The organism is Thiospirillum jenense, assembly GCF_014145225.1.
Classification (GTDB): Bacteria; Pseudomonadota; Gammaproteobacteria; order Chromatiales; family Chromatiaceae; genus Thiospirillum; species Thiospirillum jenense.
This window is the reverse complement of record NZ_JABVCQ010000009.1, coordinates 42,721-68,835: the sequence shown is the minus strand read 5'-3', so window position 1 is coordinate 68,835 and position 26,115 is coordinate 42,721. Positions and strand designations below refer to the sequence as shown.

At 47.8% G+C, this 26,115-nt stretch carries 24 protein-coding genes; 17 read left to right on the top strand and 7 right to left on the bottom strand.

Annotated elements, in window-relative coordinates; all coding sequences use genetic code 11:
* Positions 1-16: 16 nt before the first annotated feature.
* Together HUK38_RS05710 and HUK38_RS05705 are read right to left on the bottom strand one after the other, a co-directional pair.
* Complete coding sequence (locus HUK38_RS05710; RefSeq protein ID WP_182583360.1) at positions 17-1,111, bottom strand: adenylate/guanylate cyclase domain-containing protein; 1,095 nt, start codon at positions 1,109-1,111, stop codon at positions 17-19.
* Positions 1,092-2,705 carry a bifunctional aminoglycoside phosphotransferase/ATP-binding protein gene (locus HUK38_RS05705; protein ID WP_182725829.1) on the bottom strand — a complete coding sequence of 538 codons (1,614 nt, stop codon included), beginning with the start codon at positions 2,703-2,705 and terminating at the stop codon, positions 1,092-1,094. The genes HUK38_RS05710 and HUK38_RS05705 overlap by 20 nt, the downstream gene beginning before the upstream one ends.
* Positions 2,706-2,817: 112 nt before the next feature.
* Between HUK38_RS05705 and HUK38_RS05700 the strand changes: the two genes are divergently transcribed.
* Positions 2,818-3,018 (top strand): YgaP family membrane protein, encoded by a 201-nt coding sequence (locus HUK38_RS05700; RefSeq protein ID WP_182583356.1) that lies wholly within the window; start codon positions 2,818-2,820, stop codon positions 3,016-3,018.
* Between the two features lie 16 nt (positions 3,019-3,034).
* Here the strand turns inward: HUK38_RS05700 and HUK38_RS05695 are convergent, their stop codons facing one another.
* Positions 3,035-3,325: a DUF2934 domain-containing protein gene (locus HUK38_RS05695; protein WP_238787488.1), complete on the bottom strand. Its 291-nt coding sequence runs from the start codon at positions 3,323-3,325 to the stop codon at positions 3,035-3,037.
* Positions 3,315-3,755 (bottom strand): YajD family HNH nuclease, encoded by a 441-nt coding sequence (locus HUK38_RS05690; RefSeq protein WP_182583354.1) that lies wholly within the window; start codon positions 3,753-3,755, stop codon positions 3,315-3,317. The genes HUK38_RS05695 and HUK38_RS05690 overlap by 11 nt, the downstream gene beginning before the upstream one ends.
* Before the next feature lie 231 nt (positions 3,756-3,986).
* Between HUK38_RS05690 and HUK38_RS05685 the strand changes: the two genes are divergently transcribed.
* The 9 genes from HUK38_RS05685 (at position 3,987) to HUK38_RS05645 (ending at position 15,281) form a co-directional block, all read left to right on the top strand.
* Positions 3,987-5,216, top strand: a complete 1,230-nt coding sequence (locus tag HUK38_RS05685) for a class I SAM-dependent methyltransferase (protein ID WP_238787487.1) — start codon at positions 3,987-3,989, stop codon at positions 5,214-5,216.
* Between the two features lie 131 nt (positions 5,217-5,347).
* Positions 5,348-5,785, top strand: a complete 438-nt coding sequence (locus HUK38_RS05680) for an ACT domain-containing protein (protein ID WP_182583350.1) — start codon at positions 5,348-5,350, stop codon at positions 5,783-5,785.
* 4 nt (positions 5,786-5,789) lie between these two features.
* Positions 5,790-7,115, top strand: a complete 1,326-nt coding sequence (locus HUK38_RS05675; protein ID WP_182583348.1) for a phenylacetate--CoA ligase family protein — start codon at positions 5,790-5,792, stop codon at positions 7,113-7,115.
* A 41-nt stretch (positions 7,116-7,156) separates the two neighbouring features.
* Positions 7,157-7,567, top strand: a complete 411-nt coding sequence (locus HUK38_RS05670) for a PaaI family thioesterase (protein WP_182583346.1) — start codon at positions 7,157-7,159, stop codon at positions 7,565-7,567.
* Between the two features lie 53 nt (positions 7,568-7,620).
* On the top strand, positions 7,621-8,175 hold the full coding sequence (locus HUK38_RS05665) for a hypothetical protein (protein ID WP_182583344.1): 555 nt from the start codon (positions 7,621-7,623) through the stop codon (positions 8,173-8,175).
* 2 nt (positions 8,176-8,177) lie between these two features.
* On the top strand, positions 8,178-9,104 hold the full coding sequence (gene prmC / locus HUK38_RS05660; protein WP_182583342.1) for a peptide chain release factor N(5)-glutamine methyltransferase: 927 nt from the start codon (positions 8,178-8,180) through the stop codon (positions 9,102-9,104).
* Between the two features lie 15 nt (positions 9,105-9,119).
* On the top strand, positions 9,120-9,872 hold the full coding sequence (locus HUK38_RS05655; RefSeq protein WP_182583340.1) for a HesA/MoeB/ThiF family protein: 753 nt from the start codon (positions 9,120-9,122) through the stop codon (positions 9,870-9,872).
* Between the two features lie 173 nt (positions 9,873-10,045).
* A complete protein-coding gene (locus tag HUK38_RS05650) occupies positions 10,046-12,724 on the top strand; it encodes a bifunctional acetate--CoA ligase family protein/GNAT family N-acetyltransferase (RefSeq protein WP_182583396.1) in 2,679 nt (892 codons plus the stop codon).
* A gap of 82 nt (positions 12,725-12,806) precedes the next feature.
* The gene (locus tag HUK38_RS05645; protein WP_182583338.1) at positions 12,807-15,281 is read left to right on the top strand and encodes an O-linked N-acetylglucosamine transferase family protein; all 2,475 of its coding nucleotides are present in this window, start codon (positions 12,807-12,809) and stop codon (positions 15,279-15,281) included.
* An 89-nt stretch (positions 15,282-15,370) separates the two neighbouring features.
* On the opposite strand, the gene HUK38_RS05640 is transcribed toward HUK38_RS05645, so the two are convergent.
* On the bottom strand, positions 15,371-17,503 hold the full coding sequence (locus HUK38_RS05640; RefSeq protein WP_182583336.1) for a methyl-accepting chemotaxis protein: 2,133 nt from the start codon (positions 17,501-17,503) through the stop codon (positions 15,371-15,373).
* Between the two features lie 34 nt (positions 17,504-17,537).
* Complete coding sequence (locus HUK38_RS05635; protein WP_238787486.1) at positions 17,538-17,762, bottom strand: hypothetical protein; 225 nt, start codon at positions 17,760-17,762, stop codon at positions 17,538-17,540.
* 140 nt (positions 17,763-17,902) lie between these two features.
* Between HUK38_RS05635 and HUK38_RS05630 the strand changes: the two genes are divergently transcribed.
* Entirely contained in the window at positions 17,903-20,740 is a 2,838-nt protein-coding gene (locus tag HUK38_RS05630; protein ID WP_182583334.1) for a 2-oxoglutarate dehydrogenase E1 component, read from the top strand.
* A gap of 13 nt (positions 20,741-20,753) precedes the next feature.
* Here HUK38_RS05630 and trxA read toward each other — a convergent pair whose 3' ends face one another.
* On the bottom strand, positions 20,754-21,617 hold the full coding sequence (trxA, locus tag HUK38_RS05625; protein ID WP_182583332.1) for a thioredoxin: 864 nt from the start codon (positions 21,615-21,617) through the stop codon (positions 20,754-20,756).
* A 210-nt stretch (positions 21,618-21,827) separates the two neighbouring features.
* Here trxA and rpsF point away from each other — a divergent pair, with 210 nt between their 5' ends.
* The 6 genes from rpsF to HUK38_RS05595 all read left to right on the top strand — a co-directional run bounded on the left by rpsF (position 21,828) and on the right by HUK38_RS05595 (position 26,058).
* Positions 21,828-22,238: a 30S ribosomal protein S6 gene (rpsF, locus tag HUK38_RS05620; protein ID WP_182583330.1), complete on the top strand. Its 411-nt coding sequence runs from the start codon at positions 21,828-21,830 to the stop codon at positions 22,236-22,238.
* Positions 22,239-22,308: 70 nt separating this feature from the next.
* On the top strand, positions 22,309-22,533 hold the full coding sequence (gene rpsR, locus HUK38_RS05615) for a 30S ribosomal protein S18 (RefSeq protein WP_182583328.1): 225 nt from the start codon (positions 22,309-22,311) through the stop codon (positions 22,531-22,533).
* A gap of 149 nt (positions 22,534-22,682) precedes the next feature.
* The gene (gene rplI, locus HUK38_RS05610; protein WP_182583326.1) at positions 22,683-23,132 is read left to right on the top strand and encodes a 50S ribosomal protein L9; all 450 of its coding nucleotides are present in this window, start codon (positions 22,683-22,685) and stop codon (positions 23,130-23,132) included.
* A 44-nt stretch (positions 23,133-23,176) separates the two neighbouring features.
* The gene (locus tag HUK38_RS05605; RefSeq protein WP_182583324.1) at positions 23,177-23,923 is read left to right on the top strand and encodes a metal-dependent hydrolase; all 747 of its coding nucleotides are present in this window, start codon (positions 23,177-23,179) and stop codon (positions 23,921-23,923) included.
* A 29-nt stretch (positions 23,924-23,952) separates the two neighbouring features.
* On the top strand, positions 23,953-25,128 hold the full coding sequence (locus HUK38_RS05600) for a tetratricopeptide repeat protein (protein ID WP_182583322.1): 1,176 nt from the start codon (positions 23,953-23,955) through the stop codon (positions 25,126-25,128).
* A gap of 42 nt (positions 25,129-25,170) precedes the next feature.
* Positions 25,171-26,058 carry a DNA adenine methylase gene (locus tag HUK38_RS05595; protein ID WP_182583320.1) on the top strand — a complete coding sequence of 296 codons (888 nt, stop codon included), beginning with the start codon at positions 25,171-25,173 and terminating at the stop codon, positions 26,056-26,058.
* Positions 26,059-26,115: the final 57 nt, after the last annotated feature.

The window sequence follows — 26,115 nt, the reverse complement described above, 5'->3', positions numbered from 1 at the left end:
TCCAGTTTAATCACTATTAACCGCGCCACAATAATTGGTCAATATAGTGTTTAAGCTGTTGATGCCCTCGCGTTCCAATAGATGTGAATTCTAAATGTGTCCGATATGCGCCGGGAATTTGATGACAACGCAACACACGCGCATAGACATCGCTGGCGGTTTCTAATCCCAATTCCGACATGCCAGCGCCGAGTAAGTTAATTAAAATCTCGGTGTGCGGGGGTAAAACGAGGGGCAAATCAGCATTCATGCCGAAATACCCAAGATCATTGACCCGCCCAAAATAGCGTTCAGTCAAAATCCGTTTACATTCAACGCGGCGAAATGCGAGCGGTAAATCAACTTGGACGCGAGGGGATTTACGAATTTCAATTGGCGGCACCTCAAGACGCACCGGATGTTTAATCGCTCTTAATTCATACAGCGTGACCGGCTGGCTTTTCCCCTTGACCTGTACTTGATTCACCGCGCCGATTTCTATAAAGTCCCGCGCTGCTTGATAACTGGCTTCACTTAATAGAATTTGTCCGCGCAAACTATAGGCTTCCATGCGGGACGTGAGATTGACTGCATCACCAATGACCGTATATTCATTATAAACACTGGAGCCAAAACTGCCTGCCATGACTTTGCCGGTATTCACAGCAACTCCAATATATAAACTGGGTTCACCATTGGCTTCGGCTTCACGGTTAATGCGCGCCATTGAACGCTGCATATCAACGGCACAGATTAATGCCCGCTTTAAATCATCCGGTCGTGATTGCGGGGCACCGAATAATGCCATGACAGCATCACCCATGAATTTATCAATCCAACCGCCATGATGATTCACTAATTCACTGGTGATTTGAAAATACCGATTTAATGATGCGATTAAAGCGGGTGGCGGAAAGAATTCGGTTAGACTGGTAAATCCGCGAATGTCGGCAATTAAAATAGTGGCCTCGGTGGCAACAATCGCTTGTGATTCAAATAAAAAACTGTCTAATAATGGATTGAGACGTTGCTGTAGTGTTGTTTCCAAATTTAATGTCGGTGGCTGTCCGTATAACTCGGCAATGACCAGAGCGACACTGGCTATAAATTGATCACGATCTTGATGTTGCATGGCGCGTATTGAGTGATTGAGACTGTTCACTAAGTTCGCGTTTAATATGACGCAAGAATGCAATGATATGCAAGGGTTTTTCGGTGGTTAGATAATGCGCATAGCGGTGTTCTTCTTCATTTAATGGTTCATAATGGCGCCGTTGGTTGGCGAGTATTTCGGCATTGGCATCCGAGGCATCAATTCCTTCGGCTAATCGTGCCAACACCCGAGCGCGTAAAATAGGTGGCGGGGCGGCTAATGAAATTATCATTATTGGACAGCCAATCTCTTGGGCTAATTCAAAAAATAAAGCACGGTGCATTTGTTTTAAGAAAGTAGCATCAACTAAGACGCTGTAATTGGCGGTAAGAATAGCGCGGGCTTGTTGGGTAAGATGTTGATAGGTGCGAGCAGTCATGTCTGTATCATACAAACGTCGCATCTGTTCTGGCGTGGGACGAACATCCAGAGTTAATCCGCATAGTCGTTTGCGTTCTACATCGGAACGAATATGAATTAATGGCAGGCGTTCACATAATACATGCCCTAGCCACGTTTTACCTGAACCTGATAAGCCGTGTGTGATTAATAAACGTGGGCGATTTTTTTTAATACAGGCACGCGCTAAATGAAGATAGCGCCGTAGTCCATTATAATCACGGGTGCGTTCGGCTTGGGTGACATTGGGTTGATTAAAGCGAATGGCGTGTACTTTAGCGCGGACGAGGGCGCGATAGACTTGATAAAAGCGTAATACTGCCAGCCCGCTGTAGTCACCTGTTAATTCCAAGTAACGGTTAATTAACCGCCGCATTAATCGTAGGGCGCCGGTATCGCGGATGTCCATTGTTAAAAAGGCAAGTTCACTCATGCAATCAATCCAGCGCAGGGCCGGATTGAATTCAAGAGCGTCAAAAATCATTGGTTGTCCATCAATGAGTGCGATATTACCGCGATGAACGTCACCGTGACATTCACGAATTGCACCGTCGCGCCGCCGTTGTTCTAAAATCGGTAATAGTTGTTTATAACTCAGGTGCGTCCAGCGGGCAATACGATCAACCCTAGTACGAATGTAAGGGTCAATACAGGCGGTGCGAATTTGTTCGACATTTTGCAGCATGGGTGATAAAACAGCCGACGGTGTTCCCCAATGACTATCAAGTGGTGCAGATGGTAATTTGCTATGAAATTGTGCTAATATGACCGCGATTTGATCTATTAAATTGCGGGTTAAAGTGGTGTGTGTTAATAATGCTTGTTGTGAAAAGCGGCGCATTTTAACGGCATAATCAAGAATTTCACCGTCGCCTTCGATGTGTGCATTAATTAGGTCGCCGCGAATGGTGACGACGCCGCAATATAAACCGGCCGCTAATCGCCGATTGATGCGGACTTCTTCTTCGCAACAATGGCGGCGGTGTTCAATGGTGGAGAAGTCAAGAAATCCGAGTGATAATGGCTTTTTTAATTTGTAGGCATAGGCGCCGGCAAGTAATACAACCGAAATGTGTGTTTCAATCATTTTAACGGCAACGACCGGGTGGGGATAAGCACTCGGTTGCTGTAGGGCGTTTAATAGATGGTGGAGCTGGTCGAGCGCGGTGGTCATGGGTGGCAAGTGGAATCGGATTAAACTGCTGACTTGCAATTGGTGAGCAGTATTTTTATGATGCACACGTTGTGACGTGTGTTGTATTGAAATTAAACCACAGGAGTTGGAGATGACAATTGAACGAATCGTGTTAGCAGTTGCCGGAGCGATGATTTTATTCTCTTTGTTGTTGGGTGCTGTGCATAGCCCAAATTGGTATTGGTTCACCGCATTTGTGGGGTTGAATCTATTTCAATCGGCATTCACGCGCTTTTGTCCATTGGCGTTGATTTTGAAAAAAATGGGTAAAACAGTTGGCGCTGCATTTTAATTGTTGCATTCAATTATTACGCCAGGGGGATGCAATTTGTCCATAATAATAAGGCGTTGCGTAATCCGACTTGCTCCAAATCGTGCTGTGTGCGGCCGCTTTCCCGCATGACTGCCAGCATTTGGTCAATTTGCTGTTCGGCGTTGATCCAGTCGGTGTCGGCGTTGCCAGGGGCGAAGTGGCGGCGTTCTGCCAGAAAATAGGCGGCAACGGCGATCATTTGGTGGCGTTCGGCGGTGGTAGGTGCGAAGACGGGCGGCATGGCTGGCGTCCCGACCGTCAAATCACTGGCACTATCACTGGTCATGCGGGACGTCGGTGTTGGGTTTGAGTAACGCCTGTAGCGCGGCAAAAGGTTGATGTGTAGCAGTTTTATTGCCAGATGCGGCGGCAGCGGTGACCACTCGGCCCGCCGCCCGTGCAGCGAGGTGTTCCTCGAATTTTTGGTGTTCGTTGTCGTGGCAATAGAGGCACAATAGCTCCCAATTGCTGCCATCTGGTGGGTTATTGTCGTGATCCATGTCTTTGTGGTGGACGGTCAGTTCGCGTAGATTTTGACGGTCAAAATCGCGTCCACAGCGCCCGCACACCCAGGGATATAATTTCAGCGCCTGTTCACGGTAGCCGACGGCGCGCTCGTCACTGGCGCGGCGGGCGCTGGCGACGATGCGGTCAAGTTTGGCATGATCAATGGGTTGCCCAGTTTTTGCATGGCGGAGAGGGGGTTGGGGGGGCATGGGTGAGTTCCTGATTAGTTAAACCGAGTATTATTTAACGCAAATTGGGCGCGATATTTCCAGTTCTACCAAAACTTCAAGCAAATAAACCGAGCCATTTTGAGTATTGGTTTTTGAACCATAACACACCTAAATTATCCATATTGATATGGCGTAAATCAAGTGTTATTGACAGGCAAAACTGCTACACCAATGGCTAAAAACTGAACAACTATTACAGTGAATGATACCATGAACAGATATTCGAGTGACGATCAAAAATGGGTAGAAATGAATTCGAAGCACACGTTGTTTCGCACCAGTTTGATCCAAGAAACCTATATTAAAACCATCGTCAACCAGTTTAGTCAAGGTACAAAATTACTTGAGATTGCTTGTGGAAGTGGCATTACTTCCGTGCTGCTAAATGATCTTGGCTTTAATGTTCATGCAACGGATATTAATCGTATTTTTATTCAAAACTTGAAAGAGAAGTACGCCGGATTTGAACGAATTTCGTTTGAGTTACTTGATGTTTTTAATCTCGATCAATTTGTAGATAAAGGTGCTTTTGATTGTGTTATTCATCAAGGATTTCTTGAGCATTTTAGTGATGAAGATATTCAAAAAATTCTGCGTAAGTGTAGTGAGGTTAGCAAATTTTCTGTTATTGACTTACCTAATGATAAACGAAAAAACAAGTTGCAAGAATATGGCGATGAGCGGTTCATTTCAGTCGAAAGATGGTGTCAACTTTTCCGCACGTCGGGCTATGAAGTTTTAGCTATTAATGGGCGCAGATTTGAAGGTTCTCTTAGTAAAATAAGCGATATGCTGTCTGATGCAGAAAAAGCTGAATTGGGAACTTCTACAACCTATTTATTATTATCTAAACATTTTATCCCGCATAAACTACACTATGGATGTGGTACAGTTTTTCTTGAAGATCATCTCAATGTTGATCTTGCTGATGACGCAAAAGTCATCTGCAATCACAACGAAAGTGATAATTTAACAACCTTTGATAATTATTATAAACGCCAGTTTACTTCTATCGACAGAGAAAAACTTGGAATTGAAGTTGATGTCAAATGTGACTTAAATACGATTGCAGGTTTTGAGACTAAATTCGACGAAATAAAATTGATTCATGTATTTGAACATGTTCCTAAGTATGCTCGCACGAATTTTATTGAAAACCTTGCACGATGTTTATCATCACCACAGGCAACATTGTTAATTGCAGTACCCGACAACAAAGCGATTTGTAAATTGTATTTAGAGTCGTCCAGCCTTGAAGAAGAATTGAAATATAACAGTTGGATTTTTGGCTCGCAACGTAATCAATATTTGCATCATTTTATTGGCTATAGTTACGAAATGTTGCAAAATGTGTTGGGTTCACATTTTGACAATTTTCAACAGCTAGACAACCGAAATGACTATCCTGCAATTTGGATGACTTGCAATAAAAAATTGTAGGTTTTGATGTATTACAACCTAAAACGGCTGTTGGTTTATAGCAGGTAAATGTTAATTGACAAATCGCCGTTTTTAATATGATTTTTTAAAAACTAACTCACTGCTGTAACACAGCACAGGTATTATTACCAATGAAACTCCAGCAACTCTCCGTCTTTCTTGAAAACCGCCCCGGGCGACTTGATGCGCCCCTTGAAGCGATTGCCGCCGCGGGCATTAACATCCTGACTTTATCACTCGCTGACACCGCCCAATTTGGCATTTTACGTTTAATTGTCCGCGATTGGGAACGCGCCCAACAAGTATTAGAAGACGGCGGCTGGATTGTGAATTCAACCGAAGTCATTGCCGTTGATGTTGAAGACCGCCCCGGTGGATTAGCCGCCGTATTAAAAGTACTCGATCAAGCGGGCGTCAATATTGAATACATGTATGCGTTTTCATCACATCGCCCTGATAAAGCCATGTTAATTTTTCGCTTTGAAAACACCGACCAAGCCCAGCAGGTTTTAATGACACATGGGTTACGCATTGTAGATGGCAGTGAATTAGTTGGTGCGGCAGATTAATAGCATGGTTACTTCGCCCCCGTCGCGCATTTGGAATATTGCTGCCGAAACCCAATCTATTCAGGCACGCACCGCATTACAATTAACCCGCTTGCGGGCGTTAATTGAACGAGTGAATCACCAAGTACCCTTCTATCGTGAAGCCTTACAACGCGCCGGTATTAGCGCGGATCAATTCAAACATCTTGAAGATGTGCGCCGTTTACCATTCACCACCAAAGCCGATTTTCGTCAACAACATCCACTCGGATTACTCGCCGTCCCACGCCACGAAATAGCGCGTATTCATGGCTCATCAGGCACTACCGGCACACCAACGTTTGTCGCCTATACAAAAAATGATTTACAAATTTGGGCAGAATTATGCGCCCGTTTTTTATTCGCCGGCGGATTAGAACCACAGCATACCGTACAAATTGCCTTTGGCTATGGATTATTCACCGGCGGCTTTGGCTTGCACTACGGCGTTGAATGTATTGGCGCTGCAATCATTCCCGCCGCCGCCGGCAATACCCGCCGGCAAATTGCGCTATTACGCGATTTAACACCGGATGTATTGATTTGCACCCCCAGCTATGCGTTAACCATTGCCGATGCAGCGCGTGAATTAGACCTTGACTCGCGCAGTTTATCATTACAATACGGCCACTTTGGTGGTGAACCCTGGAGTGACGATTTACGGTTGCAAATCGAACGTGAATTAAACATCACTGCGTTTAATAATTACGGTTTATCCGAAGTGATTGGTCCGGGCGTCAGTGGTGAATGCAGCGCCCGCACGGGAATGCACATTCAAGACGATCATTTTTTAATTGAATGTCTTGACCCGGACACATTAGAACCTGTTCCCGACGGTGAATTGGGTGAATTAGTCATCACCACATTAACCCGCGAAGCCATGCCGGTATTGCGTTATCGCACCCGTGATTTAGCGCGTATTTATCGTGATCCCTGTCCCTGTGGGCGCACCAGTATTCGGATGAGCCGCGTGACTGGGCGCACTGATGACATGTTAATTATTCGTGGTGTGAATGTCTTTCCATCGCAAATTGAAGAAGCACTATTGCGCGTGGAGGGCACCACTGCGCATTATTTAATTGAAGTTGAGCGCCCGCATATTCTCGATGAAGTGACAATTAAGGTTGAAATTCAGCGCGAGTTATTTTCGGATCGAATGGATCAAATGCAGCGGTTGCGTGAACGCATTCGCCATGAAATCCAGACGGTTGCCGGTATTCGAGCGCAAATTGAATTAGTTGAACCGCGCACCATTGAACGCTTCACTGGCAAAGCGACTCGCGTGATTGATCGGCGCCATTTAATCACTTAGATTAGGTCAAAATAATAGTAATAGATTCAGGAATCTAACCGATGGCAGATGAAACCATATTGCGGCAATTTTTAGATAAAGATTTATTCGCCAAACACATGGGAATTGAGTTAATTGAAATGACACCGGGGTGTGCTTTAACCCGCTTAGTCATAGGTGACTGCCATCGCAATGGCGCGGGCGTGGTGCATGGTGGCGCGATATTTTCATTAGCAGATTTTGCCTTTGCGGCCGCGTCTAATTCACATGGACAATTGGCGCTCGGCATTAACGTCGCAATTTCATTCTTGAAAGCCACCCGAGATGGTACGCTATTTGCGCGAGCTGAAGAGATTAGTTTTAATCCAAAATTGGCGACCTATCAAGTGCGTGTGTTTAATGAAAATGATGAAACTTTAGCCATCTTTCAAGGCACTGTGTATCGCAAGCGCGACCGCATTGATGAATTATGATTTTGCGCAATGTATTTCCGCGATGCCTGATTCACTAAATAACGGGAGCAAGTGTGGCAATCCGAATTAAAAGCCGCTGGTGGAATGAAAACAACGAACGGTCATTGCCAGAAATGAGCGGCGCATTAGCCTACATTGCTTGGCGCCTTGCCGTAGATAAAGCAATTCATTTACATTGCGAACGGTTTATTTATCGTGACGATCACCAGCGGCTGGCTGTGATTCAAGAATACCTGATCTTTTTTATTCAAGTTGCTGACCGCCTCGCCTATCGTAATTTAGATGACGTTGCCCGGCGCGAATTGATTGTTGGCATTGCGCGCAAATTAGTTGAGCATTTACAGGATAATAGCGAAGATGTATTTGGGCCGGGTGATTATGGCAGCCCGTTTTTTGCTTTATTAAATACCCGCTCCGAAGAATATGCCGAATTTCAATTGACGGATGATGGCCCGAGTTATCCCTTTTTACGTCATCTTGGCTTTGAAATTCAGCAATTGATGGGCAATGCCGAAGAGAACCGCTGGGTGATAGATCAAGTCATGGATCAAGATGGTTTTGATGCGTATGAACGTTTCGCTAAAGCCTTTGATGATTTATTTGCTTGATAATGACAAACCCGTGCATCTCAAATCACACAACGCCGCCCTTTAGTCATTCTCCAGCCGCAACCATTGGTGACGTTTTAATTTGGGCGGAACGCCAATTACTCGCCTCCCCACCTGATCTTGTCAATTATGATCGAGCGGCAGCGCGATTAGATGCTGAGGTGTTATTAACCTACGTTATTCGCTCAACTCGCACCACCTTGTTTGCCTGGCCGCAACGGAGTTTAATCCCAGATCAGTGTCAACAATTCGCCAATCTTATTGACCGCCGGTGCGCCGGTGAACCCGTCGCGTATTTAATTGGTCAACGCGAATTTTGGGGGATTGAATTGACCGTCTCACCCGCCACACTCATTCCCCGCCCCGACACCGAGTTATTAGTCACCTGGGCTTTAAACCAATTCCCAATTGGCGCGCCGTGTTGCTGCCTTGATCTTGGCACCGGCAGTGGCGCCATTGCTATTGCATTAGCAACTGAGCGGCCGAAATGGCAAATGATTGCGCTTGATAATGCCCGTGCGGCATTAAAGATTGCGGCAGGTAATTCTCAGCGGTTACAATTAAACCAGGTGCAGTTCATTCAGGGCGATTGGTTAAATTCAATTGCCGCGCAGTGCTGCGATTTAGTTGTCGCCAATCCGCCGTACATTGCCGTTAATGATCCGCATTTGCAATGCGGTGAGGTGCGATTTGAACCCCAAACAGCATTAGTTGCTGGTCAAGATGGACTGGCTGCTATTGATTGTATTATTGCAGATTTAATGCGTTGCTTAAAACCCGGCGGCTGGGTGGCAATTGAACATGGGTGGCAACAGGCTGCGGCAGTGCGCCAGCGTTTCATTCACTGTGGTTTAATCAATGTCGCCAGTGAACGCGATTTGGCCGGCATTGAACGTATTACTGTTGGCTGCCGCGCCGTGACTGTTTAAATGAAATATGCCGCCATGAATGATGAACAACTATTACGCTACAGCCGCCATGTTTTATTACCCAACTTTGGCGTTGAAGCGCAAGCACAATTAACCCAAGCGCGGGTGTTAATCATTGGATTGGGCGGTTTGGGATCACCAATTGCATTGTATTTAGCCGCCGCCGGCGTGGGTGAGTTAATTCTAGCCGATGGCGATTGTGTTGAATTATCTAATTTACAGCGGCAAATTATTCATCACACCGCAACACTCGGGCAATTGAAAGTCGAATCCGCCGCGCAACAGATTTGGCTATTAAATCCCGACGTGCAATTAACCTTAATTCCCGCGCATTTAGACGCCCCGCAATTAAACACCCTGATCGCGGGCGTTGATTTGGTAATGGATGCGAGTGATAATTTCACCACACGCTTTGCCATTAATCGCGCTTGTTATGCCGCCGCCGTGCCATTGGTTTCGGGGGCGATTATTCGCTATGAAGGGCAAGTCACCGCGTTTAATGGTCAACCCGGCGGCCCCTGTTATCAGTGTTTATATTCGGAAGACCCGGCCGTTGATTTAATAGATAACACCTGCACAGCCAATGGTGTATTCGCGCCCGCCGTCGGGGTGATTGGCAGTTTGCAAGCCAGTGAAGCGATTAAAATCCTCACCGGCATTGGCGCACCATTATATGGTCAATTACTATTATTTGATGCGTTACACACCGAATGGCGCCGCGTTCGGTTAATTGCCGATCCCGCCTGTCCAATTTGTCAAGCGCGTTAATCACTGGCTGTTATTCGCAATGATTGCCGCATTTGCTTTATACTCAATGTCTGTTATCATTGAGTGATCCCGACTCATGCGCCAATTGTTTATTCATAACTGAATTGCCACCGCCCCGCTGCGCTATTCTGCAATCATTCCCGCCCACCCGCTTTTTCATTCGGTATTTAATGATGCGCTTATCAGATGTTGATCCATTACTCGTCCCCACAGCCGTCGCCGTATTCGGCGCCAGCGACCGCGACGGCTCGGTCGGTGGAATGGTATTTCGCAACCTGCTCAACAGCGGTTTCAAAGGCGGCTGTTACGCAATTAACCCGAAATATCAACAGGTTGCCGACCAACCCTGCGCCCCGTCGCTCGCCGCGCTCGACAAACACGTTGACCTCGCCCTGATCGCCACGCCCGCCGCGCAAGTCGCCGGCATTCTCGATCAATGCGGCGAGTACGGCGTCCGCGCTGCCGTCGTGCATTCGGCGGGCTTTGCCGAGCAGGGCGAACGTGGCACGTTATTACAGGAAAAATTAGTCGCCGCCGCCCGCCGCAACCGCGTCCGCGTCCTCGGGCCAAACTGCCTCGGCGTGATGCGCCCGTCACACGGCTTGAACGCGACCTTCGGCAACGAGCAGGCGCTGCCCGGGCATGTTGCATTAGTGTCACAGTCCGGCGCCGTCTGCACCGCCATGCTCGATTGGTCAGGGCCGCGGCATATCGGTTTTTCCGCCGTTGTCTCACTCGGCGCGGCCGCAGACGTGGATTTCGGCGACGTTCTCGACTATTTGGCGCTCGATGCCCAAACCCACAGCATTTTGTTGTACGTCGAAGGCATCCGCGATGCGCGGCGGTTTATGAGTGGATTGCGCGCCGCGGCGCGGCTAAAACCGGTGATCGTGGTGAAATCTGGTCGCCATCCGGCCGGATCACGCGCCGCTAAATCGCACACCGGCGCCTGGGTTGGATCAGCGGAAATTTTCAGCGCGGTGATGGAACGCGGCGGGGCGGTGCAGGTGGAGACGCTCGACCAACTCTTTGCTGCGGCTCAGATTTTTGGCGCAGGCAAGCGATTGGACGGGCAGCGCATCGCCATCGTCACCAACGGCGGCGGGCCGGGCGTGTTAGCCGCCGACCGCGCCGTCGAAGTGGGTTTGACCTTGACCGGCTTCACCGACGCCACCCGCGCCGAATTGGAAAACATCCTGCCAACGCACTGGTCACACGGCAATCCGGTGGACGTGATCGGCGACGCCCCGGCCGCGCGCTACGGTGCGGCGGTGCGCGCCTGCATTGCTGACGCGCAAGTGGATGGTTTACTTGCGATTTTGGCGCCGCTGGCGAGTGTCGAACCCGGCGCGGTTGCCGAGGAAGTGATCGCCGCGGCGCACGACACGAATAAACCGCTGGTGGCGTGTTGGATGGGCGCAGCGCGGGTGGCAGATGCGCATACGCAGTTTTCATTACACGGCGTGCCGCAATATTCATTACCCGAAATGGCAATTGAAGCCTTGTCATTTTTAGGGCGGCAACAGCGGAATCAAAAGCTATTAATGCAATCACCGGGACCCTTATCTCATCAAGCAATGCCGGATGTCGAGGGGGCGCGGTTAATTATTGAAGGCGTCATGGCGGCGGGGCGTAAAACGCTTGGGACAATTGAAGCAAAGGCGATTTTATCGGCATTTCGTATTCCCACCACGCAGGCAATTTTAGCGCGTTCACCGCATGAGGCGTTAATGGCGGCCGAGGCGTTGTCATTCCCGGTGGCGATGAAGATTCATTCGCCGGATTTGCGGTATAAATCGGATGTGGACGGGGTGCGGTTAAATATCACCGATGCGCAAACCGTCTTGCGCACCTTTAATGAATTGACCGAGCGGGCAGTGATGATGCGCCCCGAAGCGCGCATTGAAGGTGTGACGGTTGAACACATGGTTTCAACGCGAGCGGCGCGGGAGTTAATGGTTGGCGTATTACGCGATCCTATTTTCGGCCCTATTATTAGTTTCGGCGCCGGCGGCACGGGTATGGAGGTATTGGGAGATCGTGCATTGGGCTTGCCGCCATTGAATGCGTTTATTATTCAAACCATGATTGAACACACCCGCGTGGCGCGGTTAATGGGCGCATTTGGGAATGTGCCGCCAATGAACCGCGAGGCGCTGGCGCAAATTTTACAGCGCGTGTCTGAATTGGTGTGTGAATTACCCGAAATCATTACGCTGGAAATTAACCCGCTGATTGGCAATGATGTTGACGTAATTGCGGTGGATGCGCGAATTGAAGTGAATTATCGCCCACCGCAAATGCCGGTCTATGGTCACATGGCGATTTATCCATACCCGCAGCATTTAATTGAACTTGTGCCGCTGCCGGACGGCACCGAATTAACTATTCGCCCCATCCGCCCCGAAGATGCCGAAATGGAACAGGAATTTGTGCGCGGGTTATCCGAGCAGACCAAGTATTTTCGTTTTATGCAAGCAATTAAAGAATTGACGCCGGAGATGTTGGTGCGCTTTACCCAGATTGATTATGACCGCGAAATGGCGTTAATTGGTGTGGTGAATGAAAACGGGCGCGAAGTCGAGGTCGGCGTGTCACGTTACATGTCACGTCCTGGCGGTGATACCTGTGAATTTGCCATTGTCGTATCCGATCACTGGCGCAATCGCGGCATTGGTGCGCGGTTAATGCGTTCATTAATGAATAACGCCCGCTTACGCGGATTGCGCATGATGGAAGGTGAAGTATTAACCGCCAATACGCGCATGTTGTCGTTAATGAAATCGCTGGGTTTTCGGATTGAAACTGACCGGCTTGATCCTGGGATTAAATTGGTGAGTAAAGTATTATAATTGTAGGAGTGATGCAGTCAGTAATTTAATCGTTCCCACGTTCCAGCGTGGGAACGATCAAGCAAAACTGGATAATGGCAAAATGGCAGCAAAACAACGGATTAAAAAATCACCAAAAACCACTGCTAAATCGAATAAAACGGTTGGCAGTGTTAGCTATGAATTGCTCACCAAAGGATTGGAATTGCAGCAGCAAGGCCGCAATGATGAAGCCGCGCAATTATTTAATGACATCTTGCAACAAGCGCCAACCAATCCCGTCGCGCTCTATTCACTATCTGTGATTGCTATTCAACGTGACGACGTGGAAACTGCATTCAAATACACCACATTAGGCACGCAGACGACGCCCAGTTTTGCGCCGTTGTGGTTTGCACATGGCGAGATATTGCAGCGATTAGAACAGCGTGAAGAGGCACTGGTTTGCTATGATAAAGCATTAAAACTGCAACCAGATTATCCCGAAGTGTTAATTAACAGCGGGGTATTGCTGCGCAATTTTCACCGCCATCACGCGGCATTAGAACGCTTTAATCAAGTGTTACAATTTGATCCCAATTGCACCAATGCGTTGTCGAATTGCGCGATTATCTTGTCAGAAATGCGCGAGCATGAACAGGCCATTAAACTGTTTGAACGTCTTTATCAAGTTGATCCCAATTATCATTACGCGCTGGGATTGCTGAATTATGAACGGCTGCGCTTATGTGATTGGAGTGACTTTGAAAATGCCGTTGCAACAATTGAACAAGGCATTCGCGCCGGGCAGCGGGTGTGTAAAACATTGGCATTGATGGCATTTAATGATAATGCCGAGATTCATTTTCAAGCAGCGCGTACCTTTGCGCAATATCATGCGCCCCGCCAAGCGATCAGTTATTGGAATGGTGAGCAGTATCAACATGCGCGCATTCGGATTGCGTATATTTCACCCGATTTGCGTGAACATCCGGTCGGTCATTTAACCGTTGGGTTATTTGAACAGCACGATAAAACCCGCTTTGAAACCATTGCGATTTCTATTGGCATTGATGATAATAGCCGTATTCGAGCGCGCATGATGGCGGCATTTGAACGCTTTATTGATGCGCGCACCATGACGGCAAAACAAATTGCGCAATTGGTGCGTGAATTGGAAGTGGATATTGTGATTGATTTGGCCGGTTACACGTCCGATGCGCGAGTGGAAATCTTTGGCTATCGTCCAGCGCCGGTATTAGTGACTTATTTGGGGTATCCCGGCACATTGGCGACGGATTATTTCGATTATCTAATTGCCGATCCCTGGGGTATTCCACCCGAACATCAGCAGTTTTATAGTGAAAAAATCGCGTATTTGCCGCATTGCTATGTTCCATTTGATACGACTATCACGCTTTCAAATCCTGGATTAACACGCGCCGAATGTGGTTTACCTGAAACAGCATTTGTTTTTTGTGTATTTAGCCAAAATTACAAAATGAATCCATTAGCATTCGCAATTTGGATGCGTTTATTAAAACAAATTCCTGATAGTGTGTTATGGTTAACTTCTAATAATTCAACGGCACAGCATCATTTGCGTCTTAATGCAGTTCAATACGGAATTGACCCTGCTCGTATTATTTTTGCTGGACGTATTCCGCGTATTGAAGACCATTTATCACGCTACCGTTGCGCCGATTTATTCTTAGATACGCATCCGTGTAATGCACACACCACCGCCGCCGATGCGTTATTTGCTGGATTACCAGTCGTCACTTGGATGGGCGGCGCATTCCCATCGCGTGTGGCGGGCAGTTTATTACACAGTTTGGGCTTGAGTGAATTAGTCGCGGCCAATCCAATTGAATACGAAGCATTGGCGTTGGCATTAGCGCGTGATCCAGTGCGATTAGCCGCCCTGCGCCAGCGCGTCATTCAAGCACGGCAGACTGGTCAAGCCTTATTTAATACCGAAGCATTCTGCCGCAATTTAGAAACGCTGTATGAACAAATGTGGCAGCGGGTGAATGGCGCGGACGTGTCCGTTGGTTTTGCAGCAATTGAACCTGCGAATACACCGCCGCCCACCGCGCCAGTGCAATTACAATCACGCACCCGTTGTTTAGCTTTATCCGCCGCCTCATCACCCGCTGATCTATTCAATCCATTTGCGGCCGACGAGGTCGTGACTATTCCCGCGTCGTGCGATTTAATCATTGAACCGTTGCCCTTCCCGGCGCAGTCATTTGAATATGTCGTGGCCAAAGATGTATTGCAATTCATTCCACGTTTATTAGACACCCCGGCGCGGCGCTATCCGTTTATTGCGTTAATGAATGAGATTGCGCGAGTATTAAAACCGGGTGGGCAGTTTTTATCCATCACGCCCGCGTATCCGCATCCAGAGGTATTTAGTGACCCGCGAGCGGTGAATATCATTAGTGAACACACCTTTAGCAATTATTTCAGCCTTGACCATCCAGATCAGGCCAAATCAATTGGATTTAATGGCGATTTTGTAATTGAAAACCAGCACTGGCAAGATGCACATTTAATCACGACATTACGCAAAGTTGCGACCGACAGCAATTAACCAGCGCACAATTAGGTGATTCAAGAATCCGCCGTTATTGAAGCGCTCAGTATTCCCATGCAGACACATGAAATCATTACCTGAGCGCGTCAAATCTTAAACATCTGAATATGCCCTTCGAGCGCCGCCGCAATCCGCGCTAATTCACGACTCGCACTCGCCAATTCACATGAACCATCCGCCGTCGCATTCACCGACTGACTAATGTTCTGCACATTGCGGTTAATTTCCTCCGCCACCGCCGACTGCTGCTCGGCCGCGCTGGCGATTTGCAAATTATAATCACCCATCGTCGTCACACTGTTGGCAATGATACCGAGCGACGCCTCACCCTCTTGCGCTTGCCCCACACTCTCGGTCGCCCGCTGTTGATTGTCACCCATCACCGCCACCGCCCGCGCCGCACTGCTTTGTAACCGCTGGATTTTATGCTGAATTTCCGCCGTCGAACTCTGCGTACGACTGGCCAACGTGCGCACCTCATCGGCCACCACCGCAAAGCCGCGCCCCTGTTCACCCGCCCGCGCCGCCTCAATCGCTGCATTCAGCGCCAGCAAATTGGTTTGTTCAGCAATCCCGCGAATCACGTCGAGAACGGTGCTAATCTCGTGGGTATCTTCCGACAACTCGCTAATCACCGCCGCCGCCTGCCCAATATCACTCGCCATCGTCTCAATGGAACGGATGATGCCCGACACCACCTCGCTGCCGTGCCGCGTTTCTTGACTAGCAACCGTGGCCGCATCCGCCGCTTGACTAGCCAATTGCGCTACCTCCGTCACCGTACTGCTCATTTGATTCATCGCCGTCGCCACCTGATCCACCTCCGAGCGCTGGCGCATCACCTGCTCACTGGTGGTTTGTGCCGCCGCACTCAACTCTTCCGCCGACGAGGCCACCTGATGCGAGGTGTGCATCACCCGCCCAATCAGCGCGTGAATATCCGCCACCATGTGCGCAAATGCCGCCAGCAGACTGCGTTCATCGCCCGTGCGCAGTGGCAAACTGACGGTCAAATCGCCCTGCGCCACCTGCTTGACCGCCGCGCTGACCACCGCCGGCTCGCCGCCCAAACTGGTCAACAAACAGCGCACCTGCCGATACGTCAGCGCCATCACCAGCACCAGCGCAATCACCACCGCCCCGCCGTAAATCCACTGTTTTTGCGCAGTTTCAGCGCGTAACTGCGTGGTCGTGTCGTGAATTGCCGTCGCCATCGCCTGTTCGACGGTGTAAAGCAGATCAATACGGGCGGTGGCCAGCTCAAACCACTCGTTGGCGGCAATATTGAACGCTTGTCCGTGCAATTGTTGACCAACTTGCGTGTGAATCTGCTCGAAAGCGTCCACATCAGCGCCGCGCACGGTACGGCGGTAGAATTCCTGCTGCACCGCGTCCGCATCGCGCAAAAATGCCCGCAGCAAATAACGCTGCTCGGCACGATTGGTCAAATAACGCACCAGCAATTCATCATTAAATTGCCCGCGATTAAACACCGCATTTAATAGTGCTCGTTCAATTCCCGCCCGTTCTTTGGCTTGCAACAGATTCGCGTAAGCCCTTGTCACACGAGTAATTTCAGCATGATGACTCAGATTGGGCAGCGCCGACGGCACGGATAATAATTGTGCAATCAATTCAGAATAGGCCGCCACCGCCTCCGCACTGCTTAAACGTTTATCGTCCACCTGATCGCGTAATGACCGTAATTGTTGCAACCGCGCTGCGGCGGTTTCCACCCGCTGGCGCAACTCGGGCGCTAACATCGCCTGCAAATTGGTCAGCAACGCCTGCAATTGCTCGGCTTGCCCATCAGTCTCAGCGCGCTGCGAAGACAACGCCGGCGGCGGGCGCGTGTCAGCACTCGCCAAAAATCCTGAACTGCGCCCGCGTTCGCGCTGCATGGCGTGAACCAGCGCCCCAATGCCAACTGACAACTCGGTGGCATTGGCGATGTGCGCTAATTGATTAAACTGGGCGCGCTGTTCAATCAAACTCAATCCGGCAAATACCACGAGGAAAAATGTTGGAATGGCCGCGATCAGCAGCAAACGTGCGCCGATCCCGCGCCAAAAACTAAGTGAGCGGGCCGCGGGCGGGTCAGGAAATGTTTGATAATGCACCTTTTTTATTCGCAACCTTAATTGATGTGAATTAACATGATCGGCAACTAGAATACACGCGATCCTAAACAACTTGGCACATGGACGTTCCCGCAGCATGTGCAATCATGGCCGGCAGCAGTTTCAAGATATTTTAATCATCACCCCCAACTTTGCGCGTTTGAATCATCTGCTGCCCCAATACTTGATGCAATAACTTAAACGCACGGCGCTGTGCTTCTTGATTGGTCGTTTTCGGTTCACCAAGCAACCCTAAGCGCGCCTGGAAATAAGCTAAATCAGATTGCAATTGCACAACTTGTAATCGCCGCCGCATCACCTGTTCATGCGGATCGGGTGTCGCCGGTACGTCAGACATCACTCCTCCAAATTAAATAATCAATTCGAGCGTACAATGAAATCTACATCTATTGTAAATTGAACGGCCGAACTTGATACGATTGATTTTTCACAATATCCTACGGCCAATTAACCAACTAATCAATTGAGTGCTTAATTATGAACACCCGTTTAAGCGACCAGCGCCACACCTCGGCATTTTATAGTGACAACGCCAGTTTTATTGAAGCGCTATATTCACGTTATTTGCAAGATGCCGCCAGCGTTGCACCCTATTGGCGTGACCAATTCGCCGCATTGGATCAAACTGCCGATGCTGACATCATACACCAATTATTACATGAACAATTAAAACAACCACGTTCAAACGCAATACAACCACCGCGCAATACCGCTCTGCCACCACACGCCAGAGCGCCACTATCCAATCCAATTGCAATAGAAAAACAAGCCGCCGTGTTGCGGCTCATTAACGCCTACCGTTGTTGCGGTCATCAAATCGCCAATCTTGATCCAATTCAATTATACCCCAAGCCGGACGTGGCCGATCTCGACCCCGGTTATCATCAATTAAGCAGTGCAGATTTTAATCGCGTATTTCACACCGGTTCATTATACGCGCCCGATTTCGTGGCACTGCGCGACATCTTAGCTTTATTAAAAAAAGTGTATTGCGGCAGCGTCGGTTCGGAATACATGCACATCACTACCATGCCGGAAAAACGCTGGATACAAAAACGCTTAGAAAGCTATCAAACCCGCCCGGTTTTAGAACCTGATGACCAGCGTTGGTTATTAACCTTATTAACCGCCGCTGAAGAGCTTGAATTGCATCTACACACCCGTTACGTCGGGCAAAAACGTTTTTCACTCGAAGGCGGCGAAGCATTAATTCCATTATTAGATGAATTGATTCAACGGGCGGGACGTAAAGGCATTCAAGAAATAGTCATTGGCATGGCGCATCGCGGGCGTTTGAATGTACTCATTAATACACTCGGCAAACCACCGCAGGATATTTTCGCCGCTTTTGAAGATCAACAACCGCATTCTTCACACCAATTCGCCGGCGATGTTAAATATCACCTCGGTTTTGCCACCGATATTGCCACGCCTGGGGGCGCGGTGCATGTTGCATTGGGGTTTAATCCATCCCATTTAGAAATTATTAACCCAGTAATTGAAGGTGCCGTGCGGGCGCGTCAACGGCGGCGTGGTAATATCAATGGCGATCAAGTCTTGCCAGTTTTAATTCACGGCGACGCGGCCTTTTCAGGGCAAGGAATTGTGATGGAGACCTTACAATTATCACAAACTCGCGGGTATAGCACCGGCGGCACCGTGCATATTATTATTAACAATCAAATTGGATTTACCACCAGTCATCCATTAGATACGCGCTCGACTCTCTATTGCACCGACGTTGCAAAAATGGTGCAGACGCCCATCTTTCATGTCAATGCTGATGATCCAGAAGCCGTGATTTTTGTCACGCGATTAGCATTCGATTTTCGGCACACATTTAAACGCGATGTTTTAATTGATCTAGTGTGTTACCGGCGCTTAGGTCATAATGAAGCGGATGAACCGGCCGTCACACAACCCATCATGTATCAAAAGATTCATCAACACCCGACCGCCAGAACTCTTTATGCTAATTATTTAATTAATCATAGCATTATCACTGCGTCAAGTGCGCAAACGTTAATTAAAAATTATCGCACAGCCATTGCACAGGGCGTCGTGGTGGCGCGTCCCGTCTTATGCACATTGAATCCAGTGCAACGCGCCAATTGGCAACCGTTTATTGGCAATCATTGGACAGCGCCGGCGGTGACGCATTACCCACGTTCACAATTAACTGCATTAGCCGACCGCCTATTGACGGTGCCGTCCGACTTTGTTTTGCATTCACGAGTCAATAAAATCTGGGCAGAGCGCCGTCAAATGGCACAAGGTGAACTGCCAATTAACTGGGGCTTTGCGGAGACACTCGCCTATGCCACGTTAATTACCGCCGGTCATCCCGTGCGCTTATCCGGACAAGACAGCGGGCGCGGTACTTTTTTTCATCGCCATGCCAAAATCTATTGCCAGAAAACTGGGCGTGATTACACACCATTACAGCATTTAAGCCATGAACAAGCGGCATTTGTTGCAATTGATTCAATTCTTTCGGAGGCCGCGGTATTAGGATTTGAATACGGTTTTGCCACTGCCACACCCGAGGGTTTAACCCTGTGGGAGGCACAATTTGGTGATTTTGCCAATGGCGCACAGGTGGTCATAGATCAATTTATTGCGTCAGCCGAAACCAAATGGGAATTATTATGCGGGTTAGTTTTATTACTCCCGCATGGTTTAGAAGGACAGGGGGCGGAACATTCCTCGGCGCGATTAGAACGCTATCTACAATTATGCGCCGAACATAATTTGCAACTCTGTATTCCAACCACGCCGGCGCAGTTTTTTCATTTATTACGGCGGCAAATCATTCGCCCCTATCGCCATCCGCTCATCGTTTTTACTCCGAAAAGTTTATTACGCCACCGCCTCGCCGTCTCCACATTGGATGAACTCGCCACTGGGCAATTTCAAGTTATCCTACCTGACGCGGCGCCATTCAATCCAACACAATTGCAGCGCGTGATTTTTTGCACGGGCAAAGTTTATTACGATTTAATTGAAGCGCGACAACAATGCGGCATAGAAACCATTGCCATCGTACGCCTCGAACAATTATATCCATTCCCGCGTGATGCGTTCTTGCAATTATTAAAAACCTATGCACAGGTGAATGACATTGTGTGGTGTCAAGAAGAAGCGCAGAATCAAGGGGCGTGGGATTTAATTAAACATCGCTTTCACGCCGTTTTACCGGCGGGCAAAACAATTCGCTACATTGGTCGCCCGATGTCCGCCGCCCCCGCAGTTGGCAAACACAGCATTCATATTGCACAACAGCAGCGCTTGATTGATGAAGCAATGCGCGTTTAATGGCCAATTGCCATTAAAATAATAACCGTGCCATTCGCGCCCGCGCTGGTGCAACCCGTTCGTCATGGTTGCCGAGCATATCAAATACCATTAATAACGCTTTGCGCGGTGCTTCATCATTAAATTGCCGATCTTTTTGCATCAGCGCAAGCAGGCGATCAATGGCAGTGGCGAATTGCCCTGTTGTAATAAGATGCGCCGCCAGTTGATAATGCGCCAGACTATCATCAGGGTGCGTTTCAATATGGGTTTCTAATACATCAGCCATCGGGGTGTCCTTGACAATTGCGGCAAAATGTAATTGACCTCGCGCCGTCAAAACCTCGGGTGCATTCACCAAGTCTAAAGGCGTGTGTTCTAGCATTAGGTTAGCGGTATCATAATCACCCGCCGCCAGTTTTAATTGCAATTCTGTGATAAACAAGTTCTTGGCTTGCGCATCTAATGCCCGCGCTTGTTCAATTAACTCTGCCGCGGTGCTTAAATCACTCTTCACCAAATGCCGCCGCGCCTCCACTAATAACTGTTCAGCTGCTCGCGGTAAATGTTTTTCTATAAACGCCCGCACTTGCACCTCTGGTAGTGCGCCAAGAAACTGGTCAACAACCTGCCCATCTTTAAATAATTGCACCGTTGGTAAACTGCGAATTTTGCATTGACCAGCTAATGCTTGTTCGGCATCAGTGTCAACCTTAACTAATAAAAACTGCCCCTGAAATTCATTCGCTAATTTCTCCAGCACCGGCATTAATTGCCGACACGGCGCGCACCAACCCGCCCAAAAATCTACTAAAACAGGATGTTGGCGGGAGGTTTCAAGGACACGTTGCGCAAAATCCGCACCTGTTGCGATGGTGATAAACGGCGAGTCTGCCATGATAATTGTTACCTATGATGTTGTAGATGAGAGCAAATGGTCGTTGCTAATCCACTGTATTTGCATGATTTATTGCGTATTAGCCAGCCGCGCAAAATGAACGGATTTACAGCGTCCGCATGATCTAGCATAATAAAAGACTTGCCTAAAGCTAGGCAACTTCCTTGCCTCACTGTCAATCAGGAGGCTGTTTAATCCGTGAGGAGTATTATGCGACATTATGAAGTGATTTTTTTAGTTCACCCCAGTCAGAGTGAACAGGTGCCGGCAATGATTGAGCGTTATCGTGGCAATCTTGAAACGCACGGCGGCAAGATTCATCGCCTTGAAGATTGGGGCCGGCGGCAATTAGCTTATCCAATCAATAAAGTGCATAAAGCGCATTATGTGTTAATGAATATTGAGTGTGATTATGCCGCATTAACCGAATTAGAAAATGCGTTTCGTTTTAATGATGCGGTGCTGCGAAATCTCATTATTAAACGCGACAAAGCCATTACTGAACCCTCCTCACTCACGCGCAGCAGCGATGAACCAGAGCTGGAAAACGGTGATGAACGTGCCAGCCGCCGCCCGCGTCCTGATGATATGGAAGCGGATATAGCGGACGAAGATGAATAAAAACGCCAGCGCGTTTTGTATTCGTTTAGCATGAACACATTACAAGATTTGTTATAGGAGAGTGATTAATATGTCACGTTATTTTCGCCGCAAACGTTATTGCCGTTTTACCGCCGAAGGAATTGCCGAAGTTGATTATAAAGATGTCAACTTGTTGAAGTCCTTTATTAGTGAATCGGGCAAGATTGTTCCCAGTCGCATTACCGGCACTTCAGCACGTTATCAACGTCAATTATCACTGGCTGTTAAACGCGCCCGGTTTCTTGCCCTATTGCCCTATACCGATAGCCATTAAAAACACCCGTCAACTATCATAGTTGAATGCTTGACACTGCTTGACACTGCGTGAACACAGCCGGTTAATTGTGATGAGTTAGTTATTATCACATCGCCGCTGTGTTGTATTCAAGCAATTGGATGTATTACCTAAATCGAGGACTGTTTGTGGACATCATTTTATTGAAAAAGGTCGCCGGGCTTGGCGCATTGGGCGATAAAGTCACGGTGAAACCCGGGTATGGGCGCAATTATCTCATTCCAACTGGCTGCGCAGTACCAGCAACCGCGACTAATTTAAAAGCCTTTGAAGCACAGCGCGCTGAATTAGAAAAAACCGCCGCCGATCTATTAGCCAATGCACAGGCACGCAAACAACAATTAACCGATTTGCGCGTTGTGGTTGGCCGAAAAGCGGGTGATGAAGGTCGGTTGTTCGGATCAATTGGTGCTAATGATATTGCCGCCGCAATTACTGCGACCGGGACACCCGTTGAAAAAGCCGAGGTGCGCTTGCCAAATGGGGCGTTGCGCGTCACTGGCGAACATCTTGTCGGTATTCGTTTGCACACTGAAGTGGAATGTCAAGTCTGTATTGAAGTGGTCGCCACGCATTGATTGACTGCAATTAAGCGTATTCAAGATGCGTGTGTGAAACTGGCATGGCCAATTTCAAAACACATTTAAGCGTGGGCATCACCGTCAGCAGTCTCACCGCACTTGCCGGCTATGATCGTGGACTAGGTGATGCCGACCAAATGCAATGGTTATTTTTAATCGGCACCATTGCCAGCCTCTTGCCTGATATTGACGTTAAACAATCTAAACCCATGCGCGGTGCTTTAATGTTATTCGGCGCTGGCATTGGTTATTTGGCAGTACGCACCCTGCCATTTCAATTCACCACACTAGAATTTGGCGTCCTTTGGCTATTGATTTGGTTAGTCGCCAATCAAATTTTACAAGTACTCTTTATACGATTTGTCGTGCATCGTGGCATTTGGCATTCGTTATTAATGGCAGTTGTATTAGCCGTTTCTAGTGCAATTACTGCCGACACGTTTTTTGCTCAATCAACACAAATGAGCTGGCTCGTCGCTGGATTTATATTACTGGGTTATCTTACCCATCTCACATTAGATGAACTTGCCAGCGTAGATGTACGCGGCAATCGAGTGAAACGTTCGTTTGGTACGGCATTAAAACCCATAAGTTTGCGCAACTGGCCCGCGTCGCTCTTTTTAATTGGATGGCTCTATTTTTTACTCGGTTTTGCACCGCATCCCGCACCAGTATTAGCCGGTTTGAATACACTTGGCATTCCCACTACTTGGGTGGCGCAGCATTGGCCCCGCTGGTCATTTAATTATTGGCAGACCTGGGGTCGTGTATTAGGTTTATCACGTTAAATACGATGATTGAATAGGATTTTTTCAGCATGGCACTGTGGAACGCAAAAATTAAACCGCAAGAACAATTACCGGCATCACCAAATAGTCCAATAAGTCATGCCACTAATGCTCCGTCTCCTTCATTGACATCATTTGCCGGCCGTGAAATTAAAACTGCATTAGATGCGGCGCGTGAATTAGTCACCGCCGAACGCTATGATGAGGCACGACGCGCCTTTGAAGCGATTTTAGAGCAGAATCCACAAGTCATTGCCGCGTATATTGGCATTGGCAATCTGTGCGCCCGCCAAGCGCAATACGATGAGGCGCTCGAATATTACGCCGGCGCATCACATCTGAATCAACAATTGCCACTGCCGTATCTATTAAGTGGCATGGTGCATGTGAAGCGTGACCAATTAGATCAGGCGATTACGCAATTTGAACAGGCTTTGCAATTGGATGCAAAATTGAGTGAAGCGCGTATTAAATTAAGCCGTTTGTATCTGCGCACTCAACGCGATGATGATGCGTTAATGTGTTTAGACGAAGCGATCCGCCAAAGCCCGCAACTAGAAGAAGCGCGATTATTACGCGCCCAATTGTTTGCACAACGTGGTGATTTAACTGCGGCCATTTGTGAATTAAAAATCATTACCACTGTAGATAAAACGGCGTGGCAGTCTCAAACGCAATTGGCGCGGTTATATTTCACACAGCAGGATTATGCCGCGGCACTTGTGGCTATTCAAGCGGCATTAGAAATACAAAAAAATGATCCGCAGTTGCAGTTCATTTTGGGTTTAGTTTGTTACCAGTTAGGTGAATATTCACTCGCACAATCGGCACTCAGCACTGCCTTAGAATTAAAACCAACATTGCAATTGGCAGATGTTCAATTGGTGCAAGTACTGATTGCACAAGATCAACTTACTGAAGCCCGCCAGCGGTTAATCACGCTCAGTAAAGGCAAAAAACATTTACCCAAAATTCATTATCTGTTAGCCATGATTGGTTTGCAGCAACACCGCTATCCTGAAGCAGTGGCTGAATTTGAAGCCGTACTATTACATGCCCCTGATATATTAAAGAATCATCCAGAATTAACCGCAATTAGCACCACTGTTGCGACAGATCAAGCGCGGGCGCTTGCGTATGATGTGGAATTAAAAACACTGGATTTGCTCACGGTCAGGCTCTTGCCGATAACTGCTCAAGTTTAATTAAACAGATGTGTGATTTCATTTCAGATTTAAATGTCGCTAATGAAACCACTGATTAAATACCGGGGTGGAAAATCAAAAGACATTCAGCATTTAAAAGCATACATACCGCCCTTTACTGGTCGGTACATTGAGCCATTTGTTGGCGGCGGGGCGCTGTTTTTTTATTTAGAACCTAAACAAGCGATTATTAACGACATCAACGCAAAGTTAATGGCGTTTTATGCCGGTGTGAAATATGATTTTCATACACTGCAACAAGAACTTGCAAAGATTGAAAAATTGTACACGGTCAACCGCAATCGGTTTGATGAATTAAAAAGTAATAACCCAGATGTGCGAGTACCAGATGATAATGAAACGCTGTATTATCAATTCCGTGACATGTTTAATGGTTTAATTGAGCGGCAATATTCCGAAGCGCTGCTGTATTTTTTTATTAATAAAACCGCGTATTCTGGCATGATTCGCTATAATGCTAAAGGCGAATTTAATGTGCCTTATGGTAGATATGCGCATTTCAATACGTCATTAGTGACCACTGCGCACCAGCGCTTGCTGGCGAATACCGCACTATACAATCTTGATTATAAAAACATATTTGATTTAGCCACTGTCGATGATTTTATGTTTTTAGACCCCCCTTATGATTGCGTGTTCTCTGATTATGGCAATGCCGAATACAAATATGGCTTTGGTGAACAAGATCATTTTGAATTGGCCACTCGCTATAAAAAACTCAATTGTAAAGCGTTGTTGGTGATTGGCAAAACACCACTAACTGAACACTTGTATGGCGATATGATTATTGGTGTATATCACAAATCCTATGCAGTGAATATTAAAAATCGGTTTCACGCTTTCGCCACGCATCTTATTATTGCTAACTACGATCCTGCGGCAGGAAATACGTTTGGATTGGTTAGTTAATACTTCGTGTGAGTAACACATCTCGATTGATTCAATCATTTGCAGCGGTTGCGCACT